Consider the following 23205-nt stretch of genomic DNA (forward strand, 5'->3'; position numbering starts at 1 on the left):
CGCCACCTCAAGCGGATGCCCTCATGGAATTCGTCCTCGTCTCGTTGCTCAACGGGGTCAGCTACGGCCTGCTGCTGTTCATGCTCAGCTCGGGCCTGACGCTGATCTTCTCGATGATGGGCGTGCTCAACTTCGCGCACGCCAGCTTCTACATGCTCGGCGCGTATTTCGCCTACGCGCTGTCGCAGGTGACGGGTTTCTGGGTGGCGCTGCTGGTGGCGCCGCTGCTGGTGGGGGTGGCAGGCGCGCTGTTCGAGCGCTACAGCCTGCGCAAGGTGCACAAGTTCGGCCACGTGCCCGAGCTGCTGATCACCTTCGGGCTGTCATACGTGATCCTGGAGCTGGTGCAGCTGGTCTGGGGGCGCACGGCGGTGCCGTTCCGTCCGCCGGCGAGCCTGCAGGGCCCGGCGTTCACGCTGATCCATTACGCCGACGACACGATGGGCTTCGTCTGGGGGCGTGCCGCCGCCGAGGTGTGCGCGCAGGCGGCCTGCACGCCGTTTCCGGCCACGCGCGCGTTCATGATGCTGGTGGCGGTGGGGATGCTGGTGGCGCTGTGGCTGCTGATCACGCGCACGCGCGTCGGACTCGTGATCCAGGCTGCGCTGACGCACCCGCAGATGGTGGAGGCGCTGGGCCACAACGTGCCGCGCGTCTTCATGCTGGTCTTCGGTACCGGCTGCGCGCTGGCCGGGCTGGCCGGCGTCATCGGCGGCAGCACCTTCGTCACCGAGCCGGCGATGGCCGCCACGCTCGGGTCGCTGGTGTTCGCGGTGGTGGTGATCGGGGGCCTCGGCTCGCTGCCGGGGGCGTTCGTCGCGTCGCTCCTGATCGGCGTCATCCAGACGTTCGCGGTGGCGATGGACCACTCGATCGGCTCGCTGCTGGAAAGCGTGGGCGTACCGCTGTCCGAGGCGCTGCGCGGCAAGGACTTCCTGCGCCTGACGCTGTCGCAGGTGGCGCCGGTGCTGCCGTATCTGTTCCTGGTGCTGATCCTGATCTTCCGCCCGAAAGGGCTGCTGGGCACGCGCGACCATTGATCGACCGAGAAGCGGATGACCCCGTCATGAGCAAGGCGTACTACGAATTCCGCCCTTACAACGTCGGCCGCTGGGTCGTGTGGTCGCTGTTTGCGCTGGTGCTGCTGCTGGCGCCGCAGTTGTTCAGCAGCAACCTGGCGGTCAGCATGCTGTCGCAGATGGGCATCGCCATCATCGCCTGCCTGTCGTACAACATGCTGCTCGGGCAGGGCGGCATGCTCAGCTTCGGGCATGCGGTCTACTCGGGCCTGGGCTCGTACGTGGCGATCCACACGCTGCTGAAGGTGGCCGAGGGTGGGGTGACGGTACCGGTGTCGCTGATCCCGCTGGTGGGGGGACTGGCGGGCTGGTTCTTCGCCGCGTTGTTCGGCTGGGTGACGACGCGCAAGGCCGGCACCGCGTTCGCGATGATCACGCTGGGCGTGGGCGAACTGGTGTTCGCGCTGTCGCTGATGTTCTCGGACTTCTTCGGCGGTGAGGCCGGCATCAGCGCCGATCGCGTCGTGGGCGAGCCCTTCCTCGGCATCACCTTCGGTCCGGCCGTGCAGGTGTACTACCTGATCGCGCTCTACACCTTCGTGTGCGTGGCGGCGATGTTCGCCTTCACGCGCACGCCGCTGGGGCGCATCCTCAACGCCGTGCGCGACAACCCCGAGCGCGTCGAGTTCATCGGCTACGACACGCAGGTGGTGCGCTACCTGGCGTTCATGGTGTCGGGCTTCTTCGCCGGCATCGCCGGCGGCCTGGCGGCGCTCCAGTTCGAGATCGTCACCGCCGAGGTGGTGGGGCCGCTGCGCTCCGGCGCCTACCTGCTGTTCACCTTCCTCGGCGGGGCGACGTTCTTCTTCGGGCCGATCATCGGCGGGGTGCTGATGGTGCTGGCGCTGGTGTTCCTCTCCGAGCTGACCAAGGCGTGGCTGCTGTACCTGGGGCTGATCTTCCTGTTCATGGTGATGTACGCCCCGGGCGGCATCGCCAGCCTGATCATGATGAACCTGCGCGTGGCGGCGTTCGGTCGGCTGCGCGAGCTGTGGGTGAGCTACCTGGCGCTGGGCGGCACGGGGCTGGTGGCGCTGGCCGGTGCCGGAGGCCTCGTGGAGATGGTCTACCACCTGCAGCTCAACGCCTCCATCGGCTCGGAGGTGGAGTACCTCGGTGCGGTGCTGGACGTGCGCTCGGCGCAGAGCTGGTTCGGTTCGGCGTTCGTGATGGTCACCGGCGCGGCGCTGTTCGAACTGGCGCGGCGGCGCTTCCGCGCGCACTGGGACGAGATCCAGCTCGACATCGAGAAGGAAATCAAGCGGCGGGAGCTGGCGGCATGAGGCATGCGACGAACCCTGAAGGCGGCGCCGGCGTGCCGGCGCTGGAGCTGCGCAACGTGGTCAAGCGCTTCGGCAAGACCGAGATCATCCGCGGGGTGAGCCTGGCGGTGCGGCGAGGCGAGCGCGTGGCCGTCATCGGACCCAACGGGGCGGGCAAGTCGACGCTGTTCAACCTCATCAGCGGGCGCTTTCCTCCCAGCAGCGGCGAGATCCTGCTCAACGGTCGGCGCATCGACGGCAAGCGGCCGTTCGAGATCAACCGCCTGGGCCTGAGCCGCAGCTTCCAGATCACCAACATTTTCCCGAAGCTGAGCGTGTTCGAGAACCTGCGCTGCGGCGTGCTGTGGAGCCTGGGCTACCGCTACACGTTCCTGAAGTTCCTGGCCGATCTGGACGACGCCAACGAGCGCGCCGAAGCACTGCTGGACCGCATCGGTCTGCGCAAGAAGCGCGACACGCTGGCGATGAACCTGACCTATGCCGAGCAACGCGCGCTGGAGATCGGCATCACCATCGCCGGCGGGGCCGACGTGATCCTGCTGGATGAGCCTACCGCCGGCATGAGCAAGAGCGAGACGCGCCGCTTCATCGAATTCATTCGCGAGGTCACCGAGGGGCGCACGCTGCTGACGGTGGAGCACGACATGGGGGTGGTGTTCGGCCTGGCCGACCGCATCGCGGTGGTGGTCTACGGCGAGGTGATCGCCTTCGATACGCCTGAGGCGGTCAAGGCCAACCCGCGTGTACAGGAGGCCTACCTCGGCTCGGTGCTGGCCGAGCAGCAGGCTGCCGAGGCCGCCCACTGACGCCCGCCCGCGGAGGAACCATGCTGCAGATCGACAACCTGCACGCCTTCTACGGCAAGAGTCACGTGCTGCACGGCGTGCGCTTTCACGTCGGGGCGGGCGAGATCGTCGCGCTGCTCGGGCGCAACGGCTCGGGCCGCTCCACCACCGCCAAGGCGATCATGGGACTGGTGGACGCGGAGGGCGACATCCGCTACCGCGGCGAGCGCATCACGGGGCTCAAGCCGTTCGAGGTGGCGCACCGGGGCATCGGCTACGTGCCGGAAAGCCGGGACATCTTTCCGAAGCTGACGGTGCACCAGAACCTGACCCTGGGCATCAAGGGGCGCGGCCGTGGCGCGCGCTGGAGCTACGACGACATGTACGCGCTGTTTCCCCGCCTGAAGGAGCGCCAGCACACCGAGGCCGGCGTGCTGTCAGGTGGCGAGCAGCAGATGCTGACGCTGTGCCGCTCGCTGATGGGCGACCCCGACCTCATCATCATCGACGAGCCCACCGAGGGCCTGGCGCCCAAGATCGTCGAGCAGGTGGCCGACTACCTGCGTGCGCTCAAGGGCCGCGGCATCTCGGTGCTGCTGATCGAGCAGAAGCTGACCATCGCGCTGGACATCGCCGACCGCGTGCTCGTGATGGGCCACGGCAGCATCGTCTTCGACGGCACGCCGCAGGATCTGAAGGCCAATCCCTACGTGCGGCGGGAGTGGCTGGAAGTCGGCTGAGTGTGCGGCGGCAGACAACTGGGTGACAGTGCGGCGTCGCCGCCAGCGCCCGCGCTGCCTAGAATGCCAGCCAGCCGAACGACCGTTCGATTGCATCCGATTCCCTTTCGAGGAGGCTGTCCATGACCGCTCACTACCAGGTCCACGGCGACGTGGCCGTCATCACGCTGGACAACCCGCCCGTCAACGGGCTGGGCCTGAGCACACGCCAGGCCATCGCCCGGGGGTTGGACCGCGCCCACGACGACGAGGCGGTGCGCGCCATCGTCATCACCGGCGCCGGCAAGGTGTTTTCCGGCGGTGCCGACATCAAGGAGTTCGGCACGCCCCGCGCGTATCAGGACCCGAACCTGCTCAGCCTGATCCTGACGCTGGACCATGCGCGCAAGCCGGTGGTGGCGGCGGTGCACGGCGTGTGCATGGGCGGCGGGCTGGAGCTGGCGCTGGGCGCGCACTACCGCATCGCCGTGCCAGGTACCAAGGTGGCGCTGCCGGAGGTCAAGCTCGGCCTGATCCCGGGCGCCGGCGGCACGCAGCGGCTGCCGCGCGTGCTGGGCGTGGAGCCGGCGCTGAACATGATCGTCAGCGGCGAGCCGGTGGCAGCCGAGGTGCTGGCGCAGGTGCCTGGGCAGCGGCTGTTCGACCGCATCGCCGCCAGCGCCGACACGCTGCTGCAGGAGGCGCTGGCGCTGGCGCGCGAGGCGGCCCAGCGCCATGCCGACGGCACACCGCTGCCGCGCGTGCGCGACCTGCCGTGTCGCCATCCGCAGGGCGACGCGTACTTCCAGTTCGCCCGCAACATGGTGGGGGCGCAGGCCAGGCACTACCCGGCCCCGCTCAAATGCATCGACGCGGTGCAGGCCGCCACGACCAAGCCGTTCGACGAGGGGCTGGCGCAGGAGCGGCAGACCTTCCTGAACCTGATGACCGATCCGGTGAGTCTGGCGCTGCGCCACGTGTTCATGGCCGAGCGCGCCGCAGGCAAGATCGCCGACGTGCCGGAAGACACCCCGCTGCGCGACATCCGTGCGGTGGCGGTGATCGGCGCCGGCACGATGGGCAGCGGCATCACGATCAACTTCCTCAACATCGGCCTGCCGGTCACGATCCTGGAGACGAAACAGGAGGCGCTGGAGCGCGGCGTGGCCAACATCCGCGCGGTCTACGAAGGTCAGGTGGCCAAGGGCAAGCTCAAGCCGGAGCAGATGCAGGAGCGCCTGAGCCTGCTGCGCACGACGCTGTCGTACGACGACATCCGCGACGCCGATCTCGTCATCGAGGCGGTGTTCGAGGATCTGGAGGTCAAGCGCCAGGTGTTCGAGCGGCTCGACGCGGTCATGAAGCCGGGTGCGATCCTGGCCACCAACACCTCGACGCTGGACGTCAACAAGATCGCCGCCTTCACCAAGCGGCCGCAGGACGTCATCGGCACGCACTTCTTCAGCCCCGCGCACGTCATGAAGCTGCTGGAGGTGGTGCGCGGCGCCGCCACCGCCAAGGACGTGCTGGCCACCATCATGGCGCTGGGCAAGAGAATCAAGAAGACCTGCGTCGTCAGCGGAGTGTGCGACGGCTTCATCGGCAACCGCATGATCGAGCAATACAGCCGCCAGGCCGGCTTCCTGCTGGAGGAGGGCTGCACGCCCGAGCAGGTGGATCGCGCGATCGAGAAGTTCGGCTTCGCGATGGGGCCGTTCCGCATGGGCGACCTGGCCGGCAACGATGTGGGCTGGTACATCCGCAAGCGCCGCTACGTCGAGAAGCCTCACCTGCGCTATTCGCCGATCGCCGACCGGCTGTGCGAGATGGGGCGCTTCGGGCAGAAGACCGGCGCGGGCTGGTACGACTACCAGCCGGGCAAGCGCGACGCCATCCCAAGCCCGCTCGTCAACCAGATGATCGAGGATTACCGCAAGGAGCGGGGCATCACCCCGCGCAAGATCAGCGACGAGGAGATCGTGCAGCGGCTGGTGTTCGCGCTGGTCAACGAGGGCGCGCACATCCTGGAGGAGGGCATCGCCGCGCGCGCCAGCGACATCGACATGGTGTACCTGACCGGCTATGGCTTTCCGGCCTGGCGCGGCGGCCCGATGCACTACGCCGAGCAGTTCGGCCTGTTCAACGTGATGCAGGCGATGAAGCGCTTTGCGCGCAACCCCAACGACGATGCGCAGTTCTGGCAGCCGGCGCCGCTGATCCAGCGGCTGGTGGCCGAGGGCAAGGGCTTCGCCGCGGCCTGAGGCGCCGCACGCACACGCATTTCCGCCAAGGGACACCCATCATGAGCAACGCCGTCATCGTTTCCACCGCACGCACGCCGCTGGCCAAGAGCTGGAAAGGCGCCTTCAACATGACCCACGGGGCCACGCTGGGCGGCCACGTGGTGCGCGCCGCCATCGAGCGCGCCCGGCTCGATCCGGCCGAGGTCGAGGATGTGATCATGGGCTGCGCCAACCCCGAGGGCGCCACCGGCTGGAACATCGCGCGCCAGATCGCGCTGGCGGCCGGCTGTCCGGTCAGCGTCAGCGGCATCACCGTCAACCGCTTCTGCTCCTCCGGTCTGCAGACCATCGCGATGGCCGCGCAGCGCATCATGAGCGGCGAGGGCGAGATCTTCGTGGCCGGCGGGGTCGAGAGCATCTCGTGCGTGCAGAACGAGATGAACAGGCACATGTTCACCGACCCGCTGCTGCTGCAGCGCAAGCCCGAGATCTACTGGACCATGCTGCAGACCGCCGAGCAGGTGGCCAGGCGCTACGGCATCACGCGCGAGCAGATGGACGAATACGGGGCCGCCAGCCAGCAGAAGGCGTGCGCCGCCGCCGCCGCGGGCAAGTTCGACGACGAGATCGTGCCGATCACCGTCACCGCCGGCGTCGTGGACAAGGTGCGCGGCCTGGTGACGAAGGAGGTCACGGTCAGCCGCGACGAGGGGCTGCGCGAGGGCACGACGGTGCAGGCCATCGCCGCCATCAAGCCTGCGATCCCCGGCGGCACGATCGCCGCCGGCAACGCCAGCCAGTTCTCCGACGGTGCAGGCGCCTGCGTGGTGATGGACGAGAAGGTGGCCGAACGCAAGGGGCTGCAGCCGCTCGGGCGCTTCCTGGGCTTTGCGGTGGCCGGTTGCGAGCCCGACGAGATGGGCATCGGGCCGGTGTTCGCGGTGCCCAAGGTGCTCAAGCGCCTGGGGCTGACGGTGGACGACATCGACCTGTGGGAGCTCAACGAGGCGTTCGCGGTGCAGGTGATCTACTGCCGCGACCGCCTCGGCATCCCGTCGGAGCGGCTCAACGTCAACGGCGGCGCGATCGCGATCGGTCACCCCTACGGCATGTCCGGCCAGCGTCTGACCGGCCATGCGCTGATCGAGGGCAGGCGCCGCGGCGCCAAGCGCGTCTGCGTCACGATGTGCATCGGCGGCGGCATGGGGGCGGCCGGCGTGTTCGAGGTGTTGTGACATGACCAGCGGGCTGCGCGCGGCGATCGACTTCCTGCTGCACGACTGGCTGCAGGTCGAGGCGCTGTGCGCGCGGCCGCGCTATGCCGAGCACGCGCGCGACACGTTCGACGCCGTGCTCGATACCTGCGAGCGCCTGGCGCGCGACAAGTTCGCGCCCCACAACCGCACGGTGGACGTGCAGGAGCCGCGCATGGAGGACGGCCGCGTGGTGCTGCCGGCCTGCACGCACGAGGCCTGGCGCGCCTATGCCGAAAGCGGCATGCTGGCCGCGGCGCAGGATGCCGGGCTGGGCGGCATGCAGCTGCCCTACGTGGTCGAGGCGGCCGGCAACGCCTTCTTCGCCGCCGCCTCGGTCAGCATCAGCGCGGCGATGCTCACGGTCGGCAACGCCAACCTGCTGCTGGCGCACGGCACGCCGGCGCAGCGGCGCGCGTTCGCGCTGCCGCAGCTGGCCGGGCGTTTCGCCGGCACGATGTGCCTGAGCGAGCCGCAGGCCGGCTCGAGCCTGAGCGACATCACGACGCGCGCCGAGCCCGATGGGCCGGACTTCGAGGTCGAGACGCTGGGACCACGCTACCGGCTGCGCGGCGCCAAGATGTGGATCAGCGCCGGTGAGCACGAGTTGACCGACAACATCGTGCACCTGGTGCTGGCCAAGATCCCCGGGCCGGACGGACGGCTGGTGCCGGGCGTGAAGGGCATCTCCCTGTTCATCGTGCCGAAGTGGCTGGTGACACCCGACGGCCAGCGCACCGAGCGGCGCAACGACGTCGCGCTGGCCGGGCTCAACCACAAGTGCGGCTGGCGCGGCACGCCCAACACGCTGCTCAACTTCGGCGAGGGGCGCCATCCGGTGACCGGGCCCGGGGTCGGGCCGGGGCTGGACGGGCAGGGGGCCGGTGCGGTCGCCTACCGGGTCGGCGCGGTGGGCGACGGCCTGCGCTGCATGTTCCACATGATGAACGAGGCGCGCATCGGCGTCGGCATGGCCGCCACGATGCTGGGCATGGCGGGCTACCTCGCCAGCCTGGAGTACGCGCGCACGCGGCTGCAGGGGCGGCCGGTCGGTCCGGCCGGCAAGGACCCGGCGCAGCCGCCGGTGCGCATCATCGAGCACGCCGACGTCAGGCGCATGCTGCTGGCGCAAAAGGCCTACTGCGAGGGGGCGCTGGCGCTGGAGCTGTACTGCGCCCGGCTGGTGGATGAGCAGCGCACCGGTGAGGCGGCCGCCGCCGAGGAGGCCCGGCTGCTGCTGGAGCTGCTGACGCCGATCGCCAAGAGCTGGCCGAGCGAGTGGTGCCTGGAGGCCAACAGCCTGGCGATCCAGGTGCACGGCGGCTACGGCTACACGCGCGACTTTCCGGTGGAGCAGTACTGGCGCGACAACCGCCTCAACATGATCCACGAGGGCACGCACGGCATCCAGGCGCTCGACCTGCTCGGACGCAAGGTTCTGCTCGAGCAGGGGCGGGCGCTGGCGCTGCTGGGGCGGCGCGTGGAGGCGACGGCCGCACGCGCCGACGCCGTGCCGGCGCTGGCAGGCCATGCCGCCGCGCTGCGGCAGGCATGGCAGGCGCTGCTGGCGGCCACGCACGCGGCCTGGGAGGGAGGCGACCCTGTCGCGGCGCTGGCCAACGCCGTGCCGTACCTGCAGGCGTTCGGCCACACGGTGATCGCGTGGCTGTGGCTGGACGTGGCGCTGGTGGCGGCCGGCCGCCCCGATGCGGCCAGCCTCGGCCGCGTGCAGGCGTGCCGCTACTTCTTCCACTACGAGCTGCCGCGGACCGGTCCGTGGCTGCAGGTGGTGCGCACGCGCGACCTGACCTGCGCCACGATGCCCGAGGAAGCGTTCTGAGCGAAGCCGACACGAGCGACGAGAGGAGACACGACACCATGACCACCCGCACCGTTGCCCAACTGTTCGACCTCAGCGGGCGCGTCGCGCTCGTCACCGGCGGCTCGCGCGGGCTGGGCCTGCAGATCGCGCAGGCGCTCGGCGAGGCCGGCGCCAAGCTGATGCTGGCCGCGCGCAAGGCCGACGAGCTGGAGGAGGCGGTGGCCGCGCTGCAGGCGCAGGGCATCGACGCGCGCTGGTGTGCCGCCGACTGCGCGCGCGAGGAGGATCTGCACCGCCTGGGGCAGGAGACGCTGCAGCGTCTGGGCGACATCGACATCCTCGTCAACAACGCCGGGGCGGCCTGGGGCGCGCCGGCCGAGGATCACCCTCTGGAGGCCTGGGACAAGGTGATGAACCTCAACATCCGCGGCTACTTCATCCTGAGCCAGTACGTGGGCCGTCACAGCATGATCCCGCGCCGCCGCGGCAGCATCGTCAACATCGCCTCGATCGCCGGCCTGGGCGGCAACCCGCCCGATCTCAGAACCCTGGCCTACAACACCTCCAAGGGTGCGGTGATCAACTTCACGCGCGCGCTGGCGGCCGAGTGGGGGCGCTACGGCATCCGGGTCAACGCCATCTGTCCGGGCTTCTTTCCGAGCAAGATGACGCGCGGTACGCTGCAGGCCCTGGGCGAGCAGCGGCTGGCGGCGCACGCGCCGCTGCAGCGGCTGGGCGACGACGAGGATCTGAAGGGGGCGGCGGTGCTGTTCGCCTCCGACGCCGGCAAGCACATCACCGGCCAGTGGCTCGCGGTCGACGGAGGCGTCAGTGCCGTCGTCGGAGGTTGACCTGCCGTTCAGCGTGTCCATTCCGTTCGTCGAGCTGCTCGGCTTTCGCCTGCGGCGCTGGGCGGACGGGGTGGCCGAGCTCGCCTACGAGCCCCAGCCGCAGCACCTGAACTCGTTTGGCGTCGTGCACGGCGGGGCGAGCATGACGCTGCTGGACGTGGCGATGGCGCACGCGGCGCGCAGCGTGCAGCGCGACATGGGGGTCGTCACGATCGAGATGAAGACGAGCTTTCTGCAGGCCGCGCAAGGGCCGCTGGTGGCGCGCGCGCGCCTGCTGCACCGCACCGCGACGCTGGCCTTCACCGATGGCGAAGTGCGCGACGCCGCCGGGCGGCTGTGCGCCCACGCCAGCGGCACGTTCCGCTACGTGCGCCGTCTGCCCGCGCCCGGGCGCGCGGTGCACGATCTGCGCGTGCCGCCCGGCGCCCCGGGCACCGAGTGAACCGGGGCCGAGCCCCCTTTTTCTGCCGAGGAGCCATCCATGCCACGCAACCAGCAGATCCTGCTCGTCAGCCGCCCGCAGGGCGAGGCGACGCTGGACAACTTCCGCCTGGTCGAAACCGAGACCCCGCCGTTGCGCGATGGCCAGGTGCTCGTGCGCCATCACTACCTGAGCCTGGACCCTTACATGCGCGGCCGCATGAACGAGGGCAAGAGCTACGCCGCGCCGCAGCCGCTGGGTGAGGTCATGATCGGCGGCACCGTCGGGCAGGTGGAGGCAAGCCGACACCCGCGCTACGCCCCCGGCGACTGGGTGGTCGGCATGGGCGGCTGGCAGCTCTACGGCGTGGTCGACGCCGAGCAGCCCGGCGTGCTGCGCAAGATCGACGTCTCGCGCATCCCGCCGAGCCACTATCTCGGGGCGGTCGGCATGCCGGGGGTCACGGCGTGGTATGGCCTGGTCAAGATCCTGGAGCCGAAGGCCGGCCAGACGATCACGGTCAGTGCGGCGGCCGGCGCGGTGGGCAGCGCGGTGGGGGTGCTGGCCAAGCAGCGCGGCTGCCGCGTGGTGGGCATCGCCGGTGGTCCTGAAAAATGCGCCTACGTGCGCGACGAGCTGGGCTTCGACGAGTGTGTCGATTACCGTCAGCATCCGGACCTGCGCAGCCTGGCCGCCGCGCTCAAGACGGCCTGCCCGGACGGTATCGACGGTCACTTCGAGAATGTCGGTGGCACCGTGCTGGACGCGGTGATGCTGCGCGCCAACGCCTTTGCGCGCGTGGCCCTGTGCGGCATGATCGCCGGCTACGACGGCCAGCCGCTGCCGATGCTCAACCCGTCGCTGATCCTCATCAACCGCATGCGCATCGAGGGCTTCATCGTCAGCGAGCACATGGAGGTGTGGCCGCAGGCACTGGCGGAGCTCGGCGATCTGGTGGCCAGCGGACGCTTCCGGCCGCGGGAATCGATCGCCCATGGGCTCGCCTCGGCGCCGCAGGCGTTTCTCGGGCTGCTGAAGGGCCGCAACTTCGGCAAGCAGCTCGTCAAGCTGGTCGACTGACCGTTCACACGGGGGCCCACCGATGCTGACCGATTTTGCCGGCCGCACGGCCGTCATCACCGGGGCCGGCTCCGGCTTCGGGCTGGAGGTGGCGCGCATCGCGATGCAGCGCGGCATGAACCTGGTGCTGGTGGATGTCCAGGCCGACGCGCTGGAGCGCACCCGCGCCGAGGCCGAGGCGGCCGGCGTGGCCGTGCTGGCGCGGCGCGTCGATGTGGCCGACGTGGCCCAGATGGAGGCGCTGGCCGAGGCCGTGCAGGTCCGCTTCGGTGCGCCGCACTTCGTGTTCAACAACGCCGGCGTGGCCGCCGGCGGGCTGGTGTGGGAAAACACGGTCGCCGACTGGCAGTGGGTGCTGGGCGTCAACCTGTGGGGCGTGATCCACGGCGTGCGGCTGTTCGTGCCGCGGATGCTGGCGGCCGCGCAGGCCGACCCCGCCTGGCGCGGCCACGTCGTCAACACCGCCAGCATGGCCGGGCTGCTGACGCCGCCCAACATGGGAGTCTACAACGTCAGCAAGCACGCGGTGGTGGCGCTGACCGAGACCCTGTATCAGGACCTGCGCCTGGTCACGGACCAGATCGGCGCCAGCGTCCTGTGCCCGTATTTCGTGCCCACCGGCATCGCCCGCAGCGAGCGCAACCGCCCGGCGGCGCTGGCGGCCGGCGCTGCGACGCGCAGCCAGCTGATCGGCCAGGCCATGAGCGAGAAGGCGGTCAGCAGCGGCAAGGTGACCGCGGCCGAGGTGGCGCAGAAGGTCTTCGAGGCCGTCGAGCAGGACCGTTTCTACGTCTACAGCCACCCGCACGCGCTGGCGGCGGTGGCGCAGCGGCTGCAGGCCATCGTCGAGGGCCGCAACCCGCCCGACCCGTTCGCCGAGCGGCCGGAGGTCGGCGCTCAGCTGCGCGCGGCGCTGCGCTCAGGCGGCTGAGACGGCCGGTGCGTCGCGGCGCAAGGCGGCGAACAGCCGCTGCGTGTCCACCACCGGGATCAGCAGCTCGCCACCACGGGCGCGGATGAGCTGCTCGATCAGGCGCCGCGCGGCGCCGCCGAACGGCGCCGGGATGATCTCGTCGGCACCGAACTCCGGCACCGCGTGCAGCTCGTCCACGAGCAGGCCGGCGGTCTGGCCGTCGTGTTCGATCAGGATGATCTGGCGGCCCTGCAGCGCACTCTCGGGCGGCAGGTGGAGCCCCAGCAGCCGCCCGAGGTCGTACACCCAGATGAAGTGCCGCACGGCGGTGTTGTCGGTGGGCGGCAGCAACCCGACCAGGGCCGGATGCCCCTGCGGCGGCGAGGCGGTCATGCGCTCGGCCGGCACGGCCTCGCGCACGCAGGCCGCATCCAGCGCCAGCAGGTCGTCGCCGAGGTAGAAGGTGGCGTACTCGCGCCCGCCCCGGGCGGCGGCGTGGCCCCAGCCGTCGCGCGCGGTGGCGCCGGCGCGCGTGCAGGCGCGCCGCACCGGGCCCAGCGTCTCGATCACGAAGGCCAGCACGTCGTCGCGGTAGCCGTCGCTGGTCTTGAACTCGCGGTAACCGGCCGAGGCCGAGACGCCCAGCAGGGCATAGTGCCCCTCGTGCTCGATGACGCGGCTGGCGGTGGCGCCGTTGGGCAGCGCCAGCCATGGGCCGGCAGCCGCCAGCACCGCACCCACCGGCGTGGCCGGGTCGGTGCTGGCGATCACGCGGCCCTGCCGGTCGGTCAGGTAGGCGCGCGCGTCCGGCCGCTGGCCGATGGCGCCGCGCAGCATCGCCAGCAGCTCGCGCTCGGCGTGGAAGACGATGCCGATGCCGCCGACGACGCGGTCGTCCTCCGGGTGGCGGATCGCCGCGTGGTAGGTGTAGGTCGGCCGCCCGTCGGTCCACGGCTCCACCTGGAACGGCGAGACGTGGTAGTGCTGCTCGTCCGGCAGCGCCAGCACCGCCTGCAGCGTGGCGTCGTCGACGCGGCGGCCCACCAGCCCGTCGTCGCCCCCGTCGTGCGAGTGCGCGACGATGCGGCCGCTGCGGTCGTAGACGAACAGCCGCGTGTAGACCGTGTAGAGCGAGTGGATGTAGCGCAGGATGCCGGTGATCGTCTCCACGGCACTGGGTTGGGGCGTGTCCTGCGCCAGAATGGTGCGCAGCTCCGGTGTCATCGCCCACCAGCGGCAGTCGTCGGCGCGCTCGTACAGGTTGCGGTCCAGCAGATCCACCGCCAGGTGGGCGACGAAGCCGACGCGCTGCAGGCCCGAGGCCAGCACGGTGTCGTAGAGATCGCGCACCGACTGCGCGAACAGCGTGTTGCTGCGCGCGCCGGTTTCGCTGATCTGGTCGAGGATGGTCTTGAGGCGCTGGCGGTCGACGTCGCCGCCGGCGGTGACGACCTGGCCGTTCCAGACCACGCGGCGGATCGACTCGGTGGCGCGGATCACCTCGTACAGCGGCGGGCTGAAGCTGCGCGCGTGCGACAGCAGACCGGCCACGGTGTTGGGCTCCAGCGCCTCCAGCGCGCTGCCCTCGTCACGCGCGAAAGCCAGGTCCACCGGCACCATGACCTGCCCCTGCCAGCCTTCGGGGCCGAGGTAGCCCTGGTAGCCCTCGGCGCGGCGCGTGCAGACCAGGTACTCGCGCCCGGCGTGCAGCAGCAGGCGCGGCGCACGGTCGGGATTGACCGGCACCTGCGCGCCGCGCGCGATCCAGTGCTCGTCGGAGCTGGCGATGACGCGCGCCTGGCCGTCGAGCAGCAGCATGATCGAGCGGCCGGCCGGGTCGCCGTGCGAGCGGAAGATCCCGGCCATCTCGGCCTCGAAGCCGAACACCAGGCACAGCACGCCCACCGGCTGGCGCGTCGTCGGGTGCAGCATGCGCTGGGCGTAAATCAGGCTGGCGCCGAGCCCCGGGCGCAGGTCGGTCGGGCGAAAGATCTGCACGTAGCCGTCGCTGGCCAGCGCCTGCTCGAGCAGCGGGTCCTGCGTGCCCTCCACCGCGTGCGCCGGGTCGGTCTGCACCAGCACGTTGCCTTCCGGGTCCAGCAGCAGGATCTCGTCGTAGACCGTGTACTTGCGCCGGTACGACAGCAGCCGCGCGCGCACCGCCTCGACGTCGCGCGCCAGCCCGGCGACGAACTCGCACAGCACGCGGTCGGTGGCAAGGAAGCCGACGTCGGCCGTGCGCTCATACAGGTTGCGCACGACGATGTCGATCACGTAGCCGGCGCGCGTGTCCAGCCCCGCCATCACGTGGTCGATCTTTTCGGCCACGAGGCTGCGCACCAGCTCGCTTTCCAGCCGGTCGAAGCCGGCGCGCGTGGCGGCGATGGTCGGCAGGATGGCCTGCGCCTCCTGGGGGCAGACCATGCGCGCGGTGGACTCGATGAGGCGCCACATCAGGTTGAGTTCGCGCAGCGACGTCTCGCAGCGGGTGACGTCGGGCATGTAGGGCAGGTAGTTGTCGACGGCGAGGGCGGGCAGGCTCATGGGAGGGGATGGGGGTATCGATCGATCACGCCGGACAGCCTAGCAAGCCGTGTGCCGGGGTCGGGGCGTGGCAAACTTGCGCGCTTTCCGATCCGACCACCCCGCATCGACGCCCGACCGTGAGCACGACGATCGTTGCCCGCCTCGCCGACGAGCTCGGCGTGCGCGCCGCCCAGGTGCAGGCCGCCGTGGACCTGCTGGACGGCGGCGCCACCGTCCCCTTCATCGCCCGTTACCGCAAGGAGGCCACCGGGGGCCTGACCGACACCCAGCTGCGCCAGCTCGAGCAGCGCCTGACCTACCTGCGCGAGATGGAGGAGCGCCGCGCCGCCATCCTGCGCAGCATCGAGGAGCAGGGCAAGCTCACCCCCGAGCTGCGCGCGGCGCTGGAGGCTGCCGCGACCAAGCAGGATCTGGAAGACCTCTACCTGCCCTACAGGCCCAAGCGCCGCACCAAGGGGCAGATCGCGCGCGAGGCGGGACTGGAGCCGCTGGCCTATGCCTTGTGGGCCGACCCGACGCTGGATCCGCAAGCGGCCGCCCAGCCCTACGTGAAGGACGCCAGGGGTGAGGACGGCAGCGACTTCACCACCGTGGCCGCGGTGCTGGACGGCGTGCGCGACATTCTGAGCGAGCGCTGGGCCGAGGACGCCGCGATCGTGCAGCCGCTGCGCGAGTGGCTGTGGGCCGAGGGGCTGCTGCGCAGCCGGCGCATCGAGGCGCGCAACCCGGACGACCCGGAGGTTGCCAAGTTCCGCGACTATTTCGAGCACGACGAGCCGATCGCGCGCGTGCCCTCGCATCGGGCGCTGGCGATGCTGCGCGGCCGCGCGCAGGAGGTGCTGGACCTGCGCCTGGCGCAGCCGCAGGAGGCGCCGGCTGGCCAGCCCTCGGAGGCCGAAGTCCGGCTGGCGCGGCTGCTGGGCTGGAGCCACCAGGGCCGCGCCGCCGACGACCTGCTGCGCCGCTGCGTGGCCTGGACCTGGCGTGTCAAGCTGAGCCTGTCGATCGAGCGCGACCTGTTCGCGCGCCTGCGCGAGCAGGCCGAGGCGGTGGCGATCCAGGTGTTCGGCGCCAACCTGCGTGACCTGCTGCTGGCCGCCCCGGCCGGCGCGCGCCCGACGATGGGGCTGGACCCCGGCATCCGCACCGGCGTCAAGGTGGCCGTGGTGGACGCCACCGGCAAGGTGGTCGACACCGCCACGGTCCATCCGTTCGAGCCGCGGCGCGATGTCGAAGGGGCGCTGGCGACGCTGGCCGCGCTGGTGCGGCGCCACGGCGTGGAGCTGATCGCCATCGGCAACGGCACCGCCAGCCGCGAGACCGACCGGCTGGTGGGCGAGCTGCTGCAGCGCCTGCGCCAGGGCGGGGCCGGCCCCCTGCCGCAGAAGGTGGTCGTCAGCGAGGCCGGCGCCTCGGTCTACAGTGCCAGCGAACTGGCGGCGCAGGAGCTGCCCGATCTGGACGTGAGCCTGCGCGGGGCGGTCAGCATCGCGCGCCGGCTGCAGGATCCGCTCGCGGAGCTGGTCAAGATCGATCCCAAGAGCATCGGCGTCGGTCAGTACCAGCACGACGTCGATCAGGCTCAGCTGGCGCGCACGCTGGAGGCGGTGGTGGAGGACTGCGTCAACGCGGTGGGCGTCGACCTCAACACCGCCAGCCCCGCGCTGCTGGCGCGCGTCTCGGGCCTGTCGGCAGCCACCGCGCGCGCCGTGGTGCGCTGGCGCGACGCGCACGGGGCCTTCCGCAACCGGCGCCAGCTGCTGGAAGTCAGCGGCATCGGACCGAAGACCTTCGAGCAGTGCGCGGGCTTCCTGCGCATCCGCGGGGGTGATGAGCCGCTGGACATGACCGGCGTGCACCCGGAGGCCTATCCGGTGGTGCAGCGGATTCTGGCCGCCGCCGGCCAGCCGATCGAGGCGCTGCTGGGTCAGCGCGAGCGGCTGCGCGGCCTGGACCCGCGCCGCTTCATCGACGAGCGCTTCGGCGAGCCGACCGTGCGCGACATTCTGGCGGAGCTGGAAAAGCCCGGCCGTGACCCGCGTCCGGCGTTCCGCGTCGCGCGCTTCGACGACGCGGTGCAGGATCTGGCCGACCTGCGCCCCGGCATGGTGCTGGAGGGCACGGTGACCAACGTGGCGCAGTTCGGCGCCTTCGTCGACATCGGCGTGCACCAGGACGGGCTGGTGCACGTCAGCCAGCTGGCGCGTCACTACGTGGCCGATGCGCGCAGCGTCGTCAAGGTCGGCGACGTGGTGCGCGTCAAGGTGCTGGAGGTGGACCAGGCGCGGCGGCGGATCGCGCTGTCGCTGCGGCTGGACGAGGCCGCCGCGCCGGTCGAGCCGGGCGCGCGGGGCGCGGCTGCAGCGCGCCGTGGGGGCAGCGCGCGGGCCGCCGCGGCGCCGGCGCCCACCGCGATGGCCGCCGCGTTCGCCCGCCTGCAGCAGGCCGGCCGGCGCTGAGGCGCCGGCGATAATCCGGGCTGCCATGACGCTGGACGAACTGCTGCAACAGGCCAAGGCCATCCCGAGCATCCCGCGGGTCGTCTCGGAGGTGTTGACCGAGCTCGACCGCGACGACCCCGACACGCATCGGCTCACCGAGCTCATCGCCTCCGACCCCGGGCTGACGGCGCGCATCCTGAAGCTGGCCAACTCGGCGTTCTTCGGCCTGACGCGCCAGATCGACTCGGTGGGCGAGGCCATCGCGGTGCTCGGCTTCAACCACCTGCGCACGCTGGTGCAGGCGGTGGCGCTGGGGGCGAGCTTCAAGACCGTGCCGGGCGTCAACCTGGAGCAGTTCTGGCGCTACAGCGTCAACACCGCCAAGATCTGCCGCCCGCTGGCGCGCAGCCTGCGCCTGCCGGAGGGGGCGGCCTTCACCGCCGGGCTGGTGCACGCCGTGGGCGACCTCGTCATGCACATCGGCATGCCGGACGTGGTGGCCAAGATCGACTGGCGCGTCTCGCCGTTCGATCTCGGCCGTGCCGAGGTCGAGCGCTCGGTGCTCGGCTACACCTACGCCGACGTCAGCGCCGCCTTCGCGCAGCGCTGGGACTTTCCCGACGCGATCGTGCGCGCGCTCAAGCACCAGCTGGTGCCGTTCGAGGGCGACATCTACGAGCCGCTGGCCGGCGTCGTGCACATGGCCTCCTGGCGCGCCCGCGCGCAGGAGATGAACCTGGATCGCGAGGCGATGCGTGCCACGTTCCCCGACGTGGTGGCGATGCTGCTCGGTCTGAGCCTGGAGACGGTGCTCGACAAGGATCCGGAGCAGTGGACCTCCGCCGGCGAGCTGGCGGCCTTCCTGCACTGACGGCGGTGCGGCGATGACCGGCTTGAGCGAGCTGCTGCAGCGACCCGAGGCTCTGCCGGTGGTGCCGGAGGTGGCGGCGCGGCTGATCGACACCTTCGGCCGCGACGACGTCGACCTCAACGACGTGGCGCACGACCTGGAGCGCGACCCGGTGCTGGCCGCACGCGTGCTGCAGCAGGCCAACTCGGCGTTCTTCCGCCGCCTGCGGCCGGTGCACAGCGTACGCGACGCGGCCTGGGTGCTGGGGCTGACGCGGTTGCGCGCGCTGGTGCTGGCTGCCGCGGTGCAGAGCCGCTTTCCGGCCCCGCCGGGCATCGAACTGGAGCGCTTCTGGGCCTACAGCTTTGCCGCGGCGTCGCTGGCGCGCACGGTGTGCCTGCCGCGCCGCCTGGACGAGGCGGTGGCCTACACCGCGGCGTTGCTGCACGCGGTGGGCGAGCTGGTGATGCATCAGGCCATGCCGCAGCGCATGCTGCCGATCGAGGCGCAGACCCCCTGGTGGACGCTGCAGCGGCCGCAGGCCGAGGAGGCGGCGCTGGGCTGGACCTACGCCGAGGCCGGCGCGGCGCTGGCCGGCCACTGGCGGCTGCCGGCCACGCTGGTGCAGGCCATCGCCGCTCACCTGCACCCGCTGCGCAGCGACCCGCCCGACCCCCTGGCGGCGGTGGTCCACATGGTGGCATGGCGGGCGCGCGTCTGGTGCCAGGGCAATGACCGTGACACCCTGATCCATGCCTACCCGGACACGGTGGGCGAACTGCTGCAGCTCGACCCGGACCTGCTGGTCGATCCGGACATCATCGAGGTCGCGGAGGGCGGATGAGCCAGGCGCTGCGCCTGTATGCCGGCCCGGCGGCGCTGCGCCACCTGCGCGAGCACGGCCTGCAGCCGGAGGACGTCGGGGTCGTGCCCGGGGCCGCGGGCGGGCCCAAGGGGCTCATCCTGGGGCCGCTGGATCGTTTTCTGTTCGGCCAGTGGCTGCCGCGCGGCCGGCGCGAGGTGCACCTCGTGGGGGCCTCGATCGGCGCCTGGCGCATGGCCACGGCCTGCCTGGACGACTGCGTGGCCGCGTTTGCCCGGCTGGAACAGGACTACATCGCGCAGGACTACGAGCCCGAGCCGGGACGGCGTCGCCCGCACCCGCGCCAGGTCAGCGAGGCGTTCGCGCGCGAGCTCAAGGCGTTCTTCGGCGGACGCGTGCACGAGGTGCTGCGGCATCCGCGCTGGCGCGTGCACGTCGTCACGTCGCGCGGACGGCACGTGCTGGCGCGCGAGGGGCGCTGGCGCACGCCGCTGGGCTACCTCGGGGCGGTGGCCGCCAACCTGGTGCACCGGCGCGCGCTGGGGGGCTGGCTGCAGCGGGTGGTCTTCAGCACCCCGCAGCCCGATGGCACGCCGGCGGGGCTGCCCTTTGACGCGCGCGACCTGCCGACGCGCCACGTGGCGCTGGGCGAGGCCAACTTCATGCCGGCGCTGCAGGCCAGCTGCTCGATCCCGTTCGTGCTGCAGGCCGTGCACGACATCCCCGGCGCGCCCCCCGGTGCCTACTGGGACGGCGGCATCACCGACTACCACCTGCACCTGCGCTGGCGGCGCGAGCTCGGGCTGGTGCTGTACCCGCACTTCCAGCGGCAGGTGGTGCCGGGCTGGCTGGACAAGGCGCTGCGCTGGCGCCACCGCCCCAGTGCCGCGCTGGCGCACACGTTGCTGCTGGCGCCCGACCCCGAATGGGTGCGGCGCCTGCCCGACGGCAAGCTGCCCGACCGCCGCGACTTCGAACGCTACGGGCGTGACCTGCCGGCGCGCATGCGCGCCTGGCAGACCGCGGTGCGCGAGGCGCAACGGCTGGCCGACGAGTTCGCCGCCTGGCTCGAGCGTCCCGATCCGGCGCGCGTCGAGCCGCTTTGATCCGTCGCCGCCCGTACGCGGTCGCCGCGCTGCCCCGGTTGCCGGCCGGGCTGGCCGCCTCGGCTGCGGGGCTCGCTCACAGCGAGGCTTCGAGCATCGCGCGGTAGTCGTCCCGGGTGGCCAGCCGCGGATTGGTCTTGTGGCAGTGGTCGGCCAGCGCCCCGTCGATGATGCGGTCGAACATCGCCCGCGTCACGCCCAGCTCCCCCAGGCCGGTGGGCAGCCCGAGCCGCGCGCTCATCGCCCGGATCGCCGGGGCCACCTCGTCGGGACTGTCCAGCCCCATCGCGTGCGCCAGGCGCTGCAGCCGGCGCTCGCGGCGCACGCTGTCGGCCGCGGCGTTGAAGGTGACCACCGCGGGCAGGAAGATGGCGTTGAGCGTGCCGTGATGCAGGGTGGGGTCGAGGCCGCCCAGGCTGTGGCTGAGCGAGTGCACGCAACCCAGCCCCTTCTGGAACGCCATCGCCCCCTGCATGCTGGCGCACATCATCTGCAGGCGGGCCTCCCGGTCCTGCCCGTCGCGCGTGGCGCGCTCGATGTGCGCCCAGCCACGCTCCAGCCCGTCCAGGGCGATGCCGTCCGCGGGCGGGTTGAACGCCGGGGCCAGGAAGGTCTCGATGCAGTGCGCGATCGCGTCCATGCCGGTGGCGGCGGTCAGCCGCGGCGGCAGACCCAGCGTGAGCTCCGGATCGAGGATCGCCGCCTTCGGCAGCAGGTGCCAGCTGTGGAAACCCAGCTTGCGCCCATCCTCCACGATCAGGATGGCGCCGCGTGCGACCTCGCTGCCGGTGCCGGCGGTGGTCGGCACCGCGATCAGCGGTGGTACCCGGTCGGTGATGCGCGGCGAGCCGCCCTCGATGGTCGCATACGCTTTCAGCGGGCCGTCGTGGGTGCTCACGATCGCCACGCCCTTGGCGCAGTCGATCGCGCTGCCGCCGCCCAGCGCGATCAGCCCGTCGCAGCCGGCCTCGTGGTAGAGGGCGGCGGCAGCGCGCACCGCCGCCTCGGTGGGGTTGGAGGGCGTGCCATCGAAGATCGCGCAGGGCAGGGCGGGGCCGCCCTCGGCCAGCGCATCCAGCGCGCGCTGCAGCAGCCCGGCGGCGCGCACGCCGGCGTCGGTCACGATCAGCGGTCGGGTGATGCCCACGCGGCTGCATTCGGCGCGCAGCAGGCGCACGGCGCCGTGCTCGATCTGGATCGTCGTCAGGTAGCGGATCTCGGCCATGGTGTCGTCTCCTCGGGGTGTGCGCACTGTAGCGACCGTGGCCAGGCCGCGCTGCCGCCTCGGCGTCAGTCCGCCAGCCGGCGGCTTCGCCGCGCTACCATGCGACCATGAGCCATTCCCATCCGCGCGCGCTGCTGACCCCGGCCATGCGCGGAGTGCTGGAGCGCATGGCGCGCGCCGGCCGGCCCCCGCTGCACGCGCTGACGCCCGCGCAGGCGCGGGCCTTCTACGAGGCCGGCGCCAACGTGCTGGACCTGCCGCCGCACCGCATGGCGCGGGTGGAGGCGCTGACCATCCCGGCCCGCGACGGTGCCCCGCTGGTGGCCGAGCTGGTGGTGCCGCACCGTCCGCCGCACCGCGCGGCGCCGGGCGTGCTGCTGTATTTTCACGGCGGCGGCTTCGTCGTCGGCAGCGTGCGCACGCACGCCGCGCTGTGCCGGCACCTGGCGCATCTGGCCGGCTGCGCCGTGCTGTCGCTGGACTACCGTCTGGCGCCGGAGCACCGCTTCCCCACCGCGGTGCACGACGCCTTCGATGCGCTGGCGTGGCTGCGCGGCGCCGCCGCCGGGCTCGGGCTGGATCCGGCGCGCATCGCCGTCGGCGGCGACAGCGCCGGCGGCACCCTGGCGGTGGTGACGGCCCTGCAGGCGCGCGACGCCGGCTGGCCGCTGGCCCTGCAACTGCTGTTCTACCCCGGGTGCTCGGCCTGGCAGGACACGCCGTCGCACCGCCGCTTCGGGCACGGCTTTTTGCTGGAGGCCGAGACCATCCAGTGGTTCTTCCGCCACTACCTCGACGACAGCCAGCGCGAGGACTGGCGCTTCGCCCCGCTGCTGGCGCCGGACTTCGACGGCGTCGCGCCGGGCTGGATCGGCCTGGCGGAGTGCGATCCCCTGGTCGACGAAGGCATTCTGCTCGCCGATGCCCTGCGCATGGCCGGCGTCGCGGTGGACCTGGAGATCTACCGCGGCGTGACGCACGAGTTCATCAAGATGGGCCGCGCGATCCCGGAGGCGCTGCGCGCGCACCAGGACGCGGCGCGGGCGCTGCGGCGGGCTCTGCAGGCCGCATGACCGCTCCACGCCATGTCGAGGGACGCCGTCTTGGGCGGCCTTCGGCGCTGGGCCGAACCGGGGGGCCTTCGTGCTGTCCGATCCGTGACCGCCGGCACCGGCCCGTGCGGCTAGGGTGTCGGCAGGAGGACACGCCATGACCGCCATCGACCCCGTATCCAGCCCGCCCATCCGCATCTGGTGGGAAGACCTCGCCGTCGGCGAATCGCGCGACCTGGGCAGCCTGACCGTGACCGAGGAGGAGATTGTCGCGTTCGCCCGTCAGTTCGATCCGCAGCCGTTCCACCTCGACCACGAGGCGGGGCGCCGCTCCGTGTTCGGCGCCTTGTGCGCCAGTGGCTGGCACACCTGCGCGCTGGCGATGCGGCTGATGGTGACGAACTTCCTGCACGAGACCGCCAGCCTGGGCTCCCCGGGGCTGGAGAGCCTGAAGTGGCTGCGGCCGGTGCTGCCCGGCGACACGCTGAGCCTGCGCCATACCATCCTCGACAAGCGCCCGATGGCCAGCCGGCCCGACGTCGGTCTGGTGCGCACGCTGTGGGAGATGACCAACCAGCACGGCCAGCCGGTGCTGCGCATGGAGGGTTGGGGGATGTTCCGCCGTCGCGAGCCCGCCGGGACCGCAGGCGCCTGAGCCGCGGTGGCGCACCGGCCGCAAGCGGCGAGGGCCGACCACCCCCGGCACGGCGGG

The 23205-nt window shown here is 71.6% G+C and carries 19 protein-coding genes; 17 read left to right on the top strand and 2 right to left on the bottom strand.

All coding sequences use genetic code 11. The annotated features are described in order from the left end of the window. The first annotated feature begins 23 nt into the window (after positions 1-23). From Tsedi_RS06870 to Tsedi_RS06920, 11 genes are all read left to right on the top strand, one after another. Positions 24-1040: a branched-chain amino acid ABC transporter permease gene (locus tag Tsedi_RS06870; protein ID WP_143894974.1), complete on the top strand. Its 1017-nt coding sequence runs from the start codon at positions 24-26 to the stop codon at positions 1038-1040. A 26-nt stretch (positions 1041-1066) separates the two neighbouring features. After that, complete coding sequence (locus Tsedi_RS06875) at positions 1067-2362, top strand: branched-chain amino acid ABC transporter permease (protein WP_143894976.1); 1296 nt, start codon at positions 1067-1069, stop codon at positions 2360-2362. After that, complete coding sequence (locus tag Tsedi_RS06880; protein ID WP_143894978.1) at positions 2359-3168, top strand: ABC transporter ATP-binding protein; 810 nt, start codon at positions 2359-2361, stop codon at positions 3166-3168. Before Tsedi_RS06875 ends, Tsedi_RS06880 begins: the two co-directional genes overlap by 4 nt. Before the next feature lie 20 nt (positions 3169-3188). Next, positions 3189-3887, top strand: a complete 699-nt coding sequence (locus tag Tsedi_RS06885) for an ABC transporter ATP-binding protein (protein WP_143894980.1) — start codon at positions 3189-3191, stop codon at positions 3885-3887. 122 nt (positions 3888-4009) lie between these two features. Next, complete coding sequence (locus Tsedi_RS06890) at positions 4010-6127, top strand: 3-hydroxyacyl-CoA dehydrogenase NAD-binding domain-containing protein (RefSeq protein WP_143894982.1); 2118 nt, start codon at positions 4010-4012, stop codon at positions 6125-6127. Positions 6128-6168: 41 nt separating this feature from the next. Continuing rightward, on the top strand, positions 6169-7344 hold the full coding sequence (locus tag Tsedi_RS06895; RefSeq protein ID WP_143894984.1) for an acetyl-CoA C-acyltransferase: 1176 nt from the start codon (positions 6169-6171) through the stop codon (positions 7342-7344). Between the two features lies 1 nt (position 7345). Further along, positions 7346-9202 carry an acyl-CoA dehydrogenase gene (locus Tsedi_RS06900; protein ID WP_143894986.1) on the top strand — a complete coding sequence of 619 codons (1857 nt, stop codon included), beginning with the start codon at positions 7346-7348 and terminating at the stop codon, positions 9200-9202. Positions 9203-9240: 38 nt separating this feature from the next. Then, positions 9241-10035, top strand: coding sequence for an SDR family oxidoreductase (locus tag Tsedi_RS06905; protein ID WP_143894988.1), 795 nt, complete (start codon positions 9241-9243; stop codon positions 10033-10035). Between the two features lies 1 nt (position 10036). Beyond that, positions 10037-10477, top strand: a complete 441-nt coding sequence (locus Tsedi_RS06910) for a PaaI family thioesterase (protein WP_143895122.1) — start codon at positions 10037-10039, stop codon at positions 10475-10477. Between the two features lie 39 nt (positions 10478-10516). Then, positions 10517-11536 (top strand): NADP-dependent oxidoreductase, encoded by a 1020-nt coding sequence (locus Tsedi_RS06915; RefSeq protein ID WP_143894991.1) that lies wholly within the window; start codon positions 10517-10519, stop codon positions 11534-11536. A 22-nt stretch (positions 11537-11558) separates the two neighbouring features. Further along, the gene (locus tag Tsedi_RS06920) at positions 11559-12467 is read left to right on the top strand and encodes an SDR family oxidoreductase (protein WP_143894993.1); all 909 of its coding nucleotides are present in this window, start codon (positions 11559-11561) and stop codon (positions 12465-12467) included. Here the strand turns inward: Tsedi_RS06920 and Tsedi_RS06925 are convergent. Continuing rightward, on the bottom strand, positions 12456-14993 hold the full coding sequence (locus Tsedi_RS06925; protein WP_143894995.1) for a chemotaxis protein CheW: 2538 nt from the start codon (positions 14991-14993) through the stop codon (positions 12456-12458). The genes Tsedi_RS06920 and Tsedi_RS06925 overlap by 12 nt on opposite strands. Before the next feature lie 119 nt (positions 14994-15112). Here Tsedi_RS06925 and Tsedi_RS06930 point away from each other — a divergent pair, with 119 nt between their 5' ends. The 4 genes from Tsedi_RS06930 to Tsedi_RS06945 are packed head-to-tail and all read left to right on the top strand — an operon-like array spanning position 15113 to position 20216. Next, a complete protein-coding gene (locus tag Tsedi_RS06930) occupies positions 15113-17455 on the top strand; it encodes a Tex family protein (RefSeq protein WP_246099206.1) in 2343 nt (780 codons plus the stop codon). 25 nt (positions 17456-17480) lie between these two features. After that, positions 17481-18308, top strand: coding sequence for an HDOD domain-containing protein (locus Tsedi_RS06935; RefSeq protein WP_143895000.1), 828 nt, complete (start codon positions 17481-17483; stop codon positions 18306-18308). A gap of 13 nt (positions 18309-18321) precedes the next feature. Next, on the top strand, positions 18322-19131 hold the full coding sequence (locus Tsedi_RS06940) for an HDOD domain-containing protein (protein WP_143895002.1): 810 nt from the start codon (positions 18322-18324) through the stop codon (positions 19129-19131). Further along, positions 19128-20216: a patatin-like phospholipase domain-containing protein gene (locus Tsedi_RS06945; RefSeq protein WP_143895004.1), complete on the top strand. Its 1089-nt coding sequence runs from the start codon at positions 19128-19130 to the stop codon at positions 20214-20216. The genes Tsedi_RS06940 and Tsedi_RS06945 overlap by 4 nt, the downstream gene beginning before the upstream one ends. A 76-nt stretch (positions 20217-20292) precedes the next feature. On the opposite strand, the gene Tsedi_RS06950 is transcribed toward Tsedi_RS06945, so the two are convergent. After that, positions 20293-21441, bottom strand: coding sequence for an iron-containing alcohol dehydrogenase (locus Tsedi_RS06950; protein WP_143895006.1), 1149 nt, complete (start codon positions 21439-21441; stop codon positions 20293-20295). Between the two features lie 107 nt (positions 21442-21548). Here Tsedi_RS06950 and Tsedi_RS06955 point away from each other — a divergent pair, with 107 nt between their 5' ends. Together Tsedi_RS06955 and Tsedi_RS06960 are read left to right on the top strand one after the other, a co-directional pair. Next, the gene (locus tag Tsedi_RS06955) at positions 21549-22514 is read left to right on the top strand and encodes an alpha/beta hydrolase (protein WP_143895008.1); all 966 of its coding nucleotides are present in this window, start codon (positions 21549-21551) and stop codon (positions 22512-22514) included. 136 nt (positions 22515-22650) lie between these two features. After that, complete coding sequence (locus tag Tsedi_RS06960; protein WP_143895010.1) at positions 22651-23148, top strand: MaoC family dehydratase; 498 nt, start codon at positions 22651-22653, stop codon at positions 23146-23148. Positions 23149-23205: the final 57 nt, after the last annotated feature.

It is taken from the genome of Tepidimonas sediminis, from assembly GCF_007556605.1.
Lineage (GTDB): Bacteria > Pseudomonadota > Gammaproteobacteria > Burkholderiales > Burkholderiaceae_C > Tepidimonas > Tepidimonas sediminis.

Bases quoted from the DNA above. Each gene is read 5' to 3' on its own strand.
- Tsedi_RS06870 (WP_143894974.1), top strand. From the start codon at position 24: ATGGAATTCGTCCTCGTCTCGTTGCTCAACGGGGTCAGCTACGGCCTG.
- Tsedi_RS06875 (WP_143894976.1), top strand. From the start codon at position 1,067: ATGAGCAAGGCGTACTACGAATTCCGCCCTTACAACGTCGGCCGCTGG.
- Tsedi_RS06880 (WP_143894978.1), top strand. From the start codon at position 2,359: ATGAGGCATGCGACGAACCCTGAAGGCGGCGCCGGCGTGCCGGCGCTG.
- Tsedi_RS06885 (WP_143894980.1), top strand. From the start codon at position 3,189: ATGCTGCAGATCGACAACCTGCACGCCTTCTACGGCAAGAGTCACGTG.
- Tsedi_RS06890 (WP_143894982.1), top strand. From the start codon at position 4,010: ATGACCGCTCACTACCAGGTCCACGGCGACGTGGCCGTCATCACGCTG.
- Tsedi_RS06895 (WP_143894984.1), top strand. From the start codon at position 6,169: ATGAGCAACGCCGTCATCGTTTCCACCGCACGCACGCCGCTGGCCAAG.
- Tsedi_RS06900 (WP_143894986.1), top strand. From the start codon at position 7,346: ATGACCAGCGGGCTGCGCGCGGCGATCGACTTCCTGCTGCACGACTGG.
- Tsedi_RS06905 (WP_143894988.1), top strand. From the start codon at position 9,241: ATGACCACCCGCACCGTTGCCCAACTGTTCGACCTCAGCGGGCGCGTC.
- Tsedi_RS06915 (WP_143894991.1), top strand. From the start codon at position 10,517: ATGCCACGCAACCAGCAGATCCTGCTCGTCAGCCGCCCGCAGGGCGAG.
- Tsedi_RS06920 (WP_143894993.1), top strand. From the start codon at position 11,559: ATGCTGACCGATTTTGCCGGCCGCACGGCCGTCATCACCGGGGCCGGC.
- Tsedi_RS06925 (WP_143894995.1), bottom strand. From the start codon at position 14,993: ATGAGCCTGCCCGCCCTCGCCGTCGACAACTACCTGCCCTACATGCCC.
- Tsedi_RS06935 (WP_143895000.1), top strand. From the start codon at position 17,481: ATGACGCTGGACGAACTGCTGCAACAGGCCAAGGCCATCCCGAGCATC.
- Tsedi_RS06940 (WP_143895002.1), top strand. From the start codon at position 18,322: ATGACCGGCTTGAGCGAGCTGCTGCAGCGACCCGAGGCTCTGCCGGTG.
- Tsedi_RS06945 (WP_143895004.1), top strand. From the start codon at position 19,128: ATGAGCCAGGCGCTGCGCCTGTATGCCGGCCCGGCGGCGCTGCGCCAC.
- Tsedi_RS06950 (WP_143895006.1), bottom strand. From the start codon at position 21,441: ATGGCCGAGATCCGCTACCTGACGACGATCCAGATCGAGCACGGCGCC.
- Tsedi_RS06955 (WP_143895008.1), top strand. From the start codon at position 21,549: ATGAGCCATTCCCATCCGCGCGCGCTGCTGACCCCGGCCATGCGCGGA.
- Tsedi_RS06960 (WP_143895010.1), top strand. From the start codon at position 22,651: ATGACCGCCATCGACCCCGTATCCAGCCCGCCCATCCGCATCTGGTGG.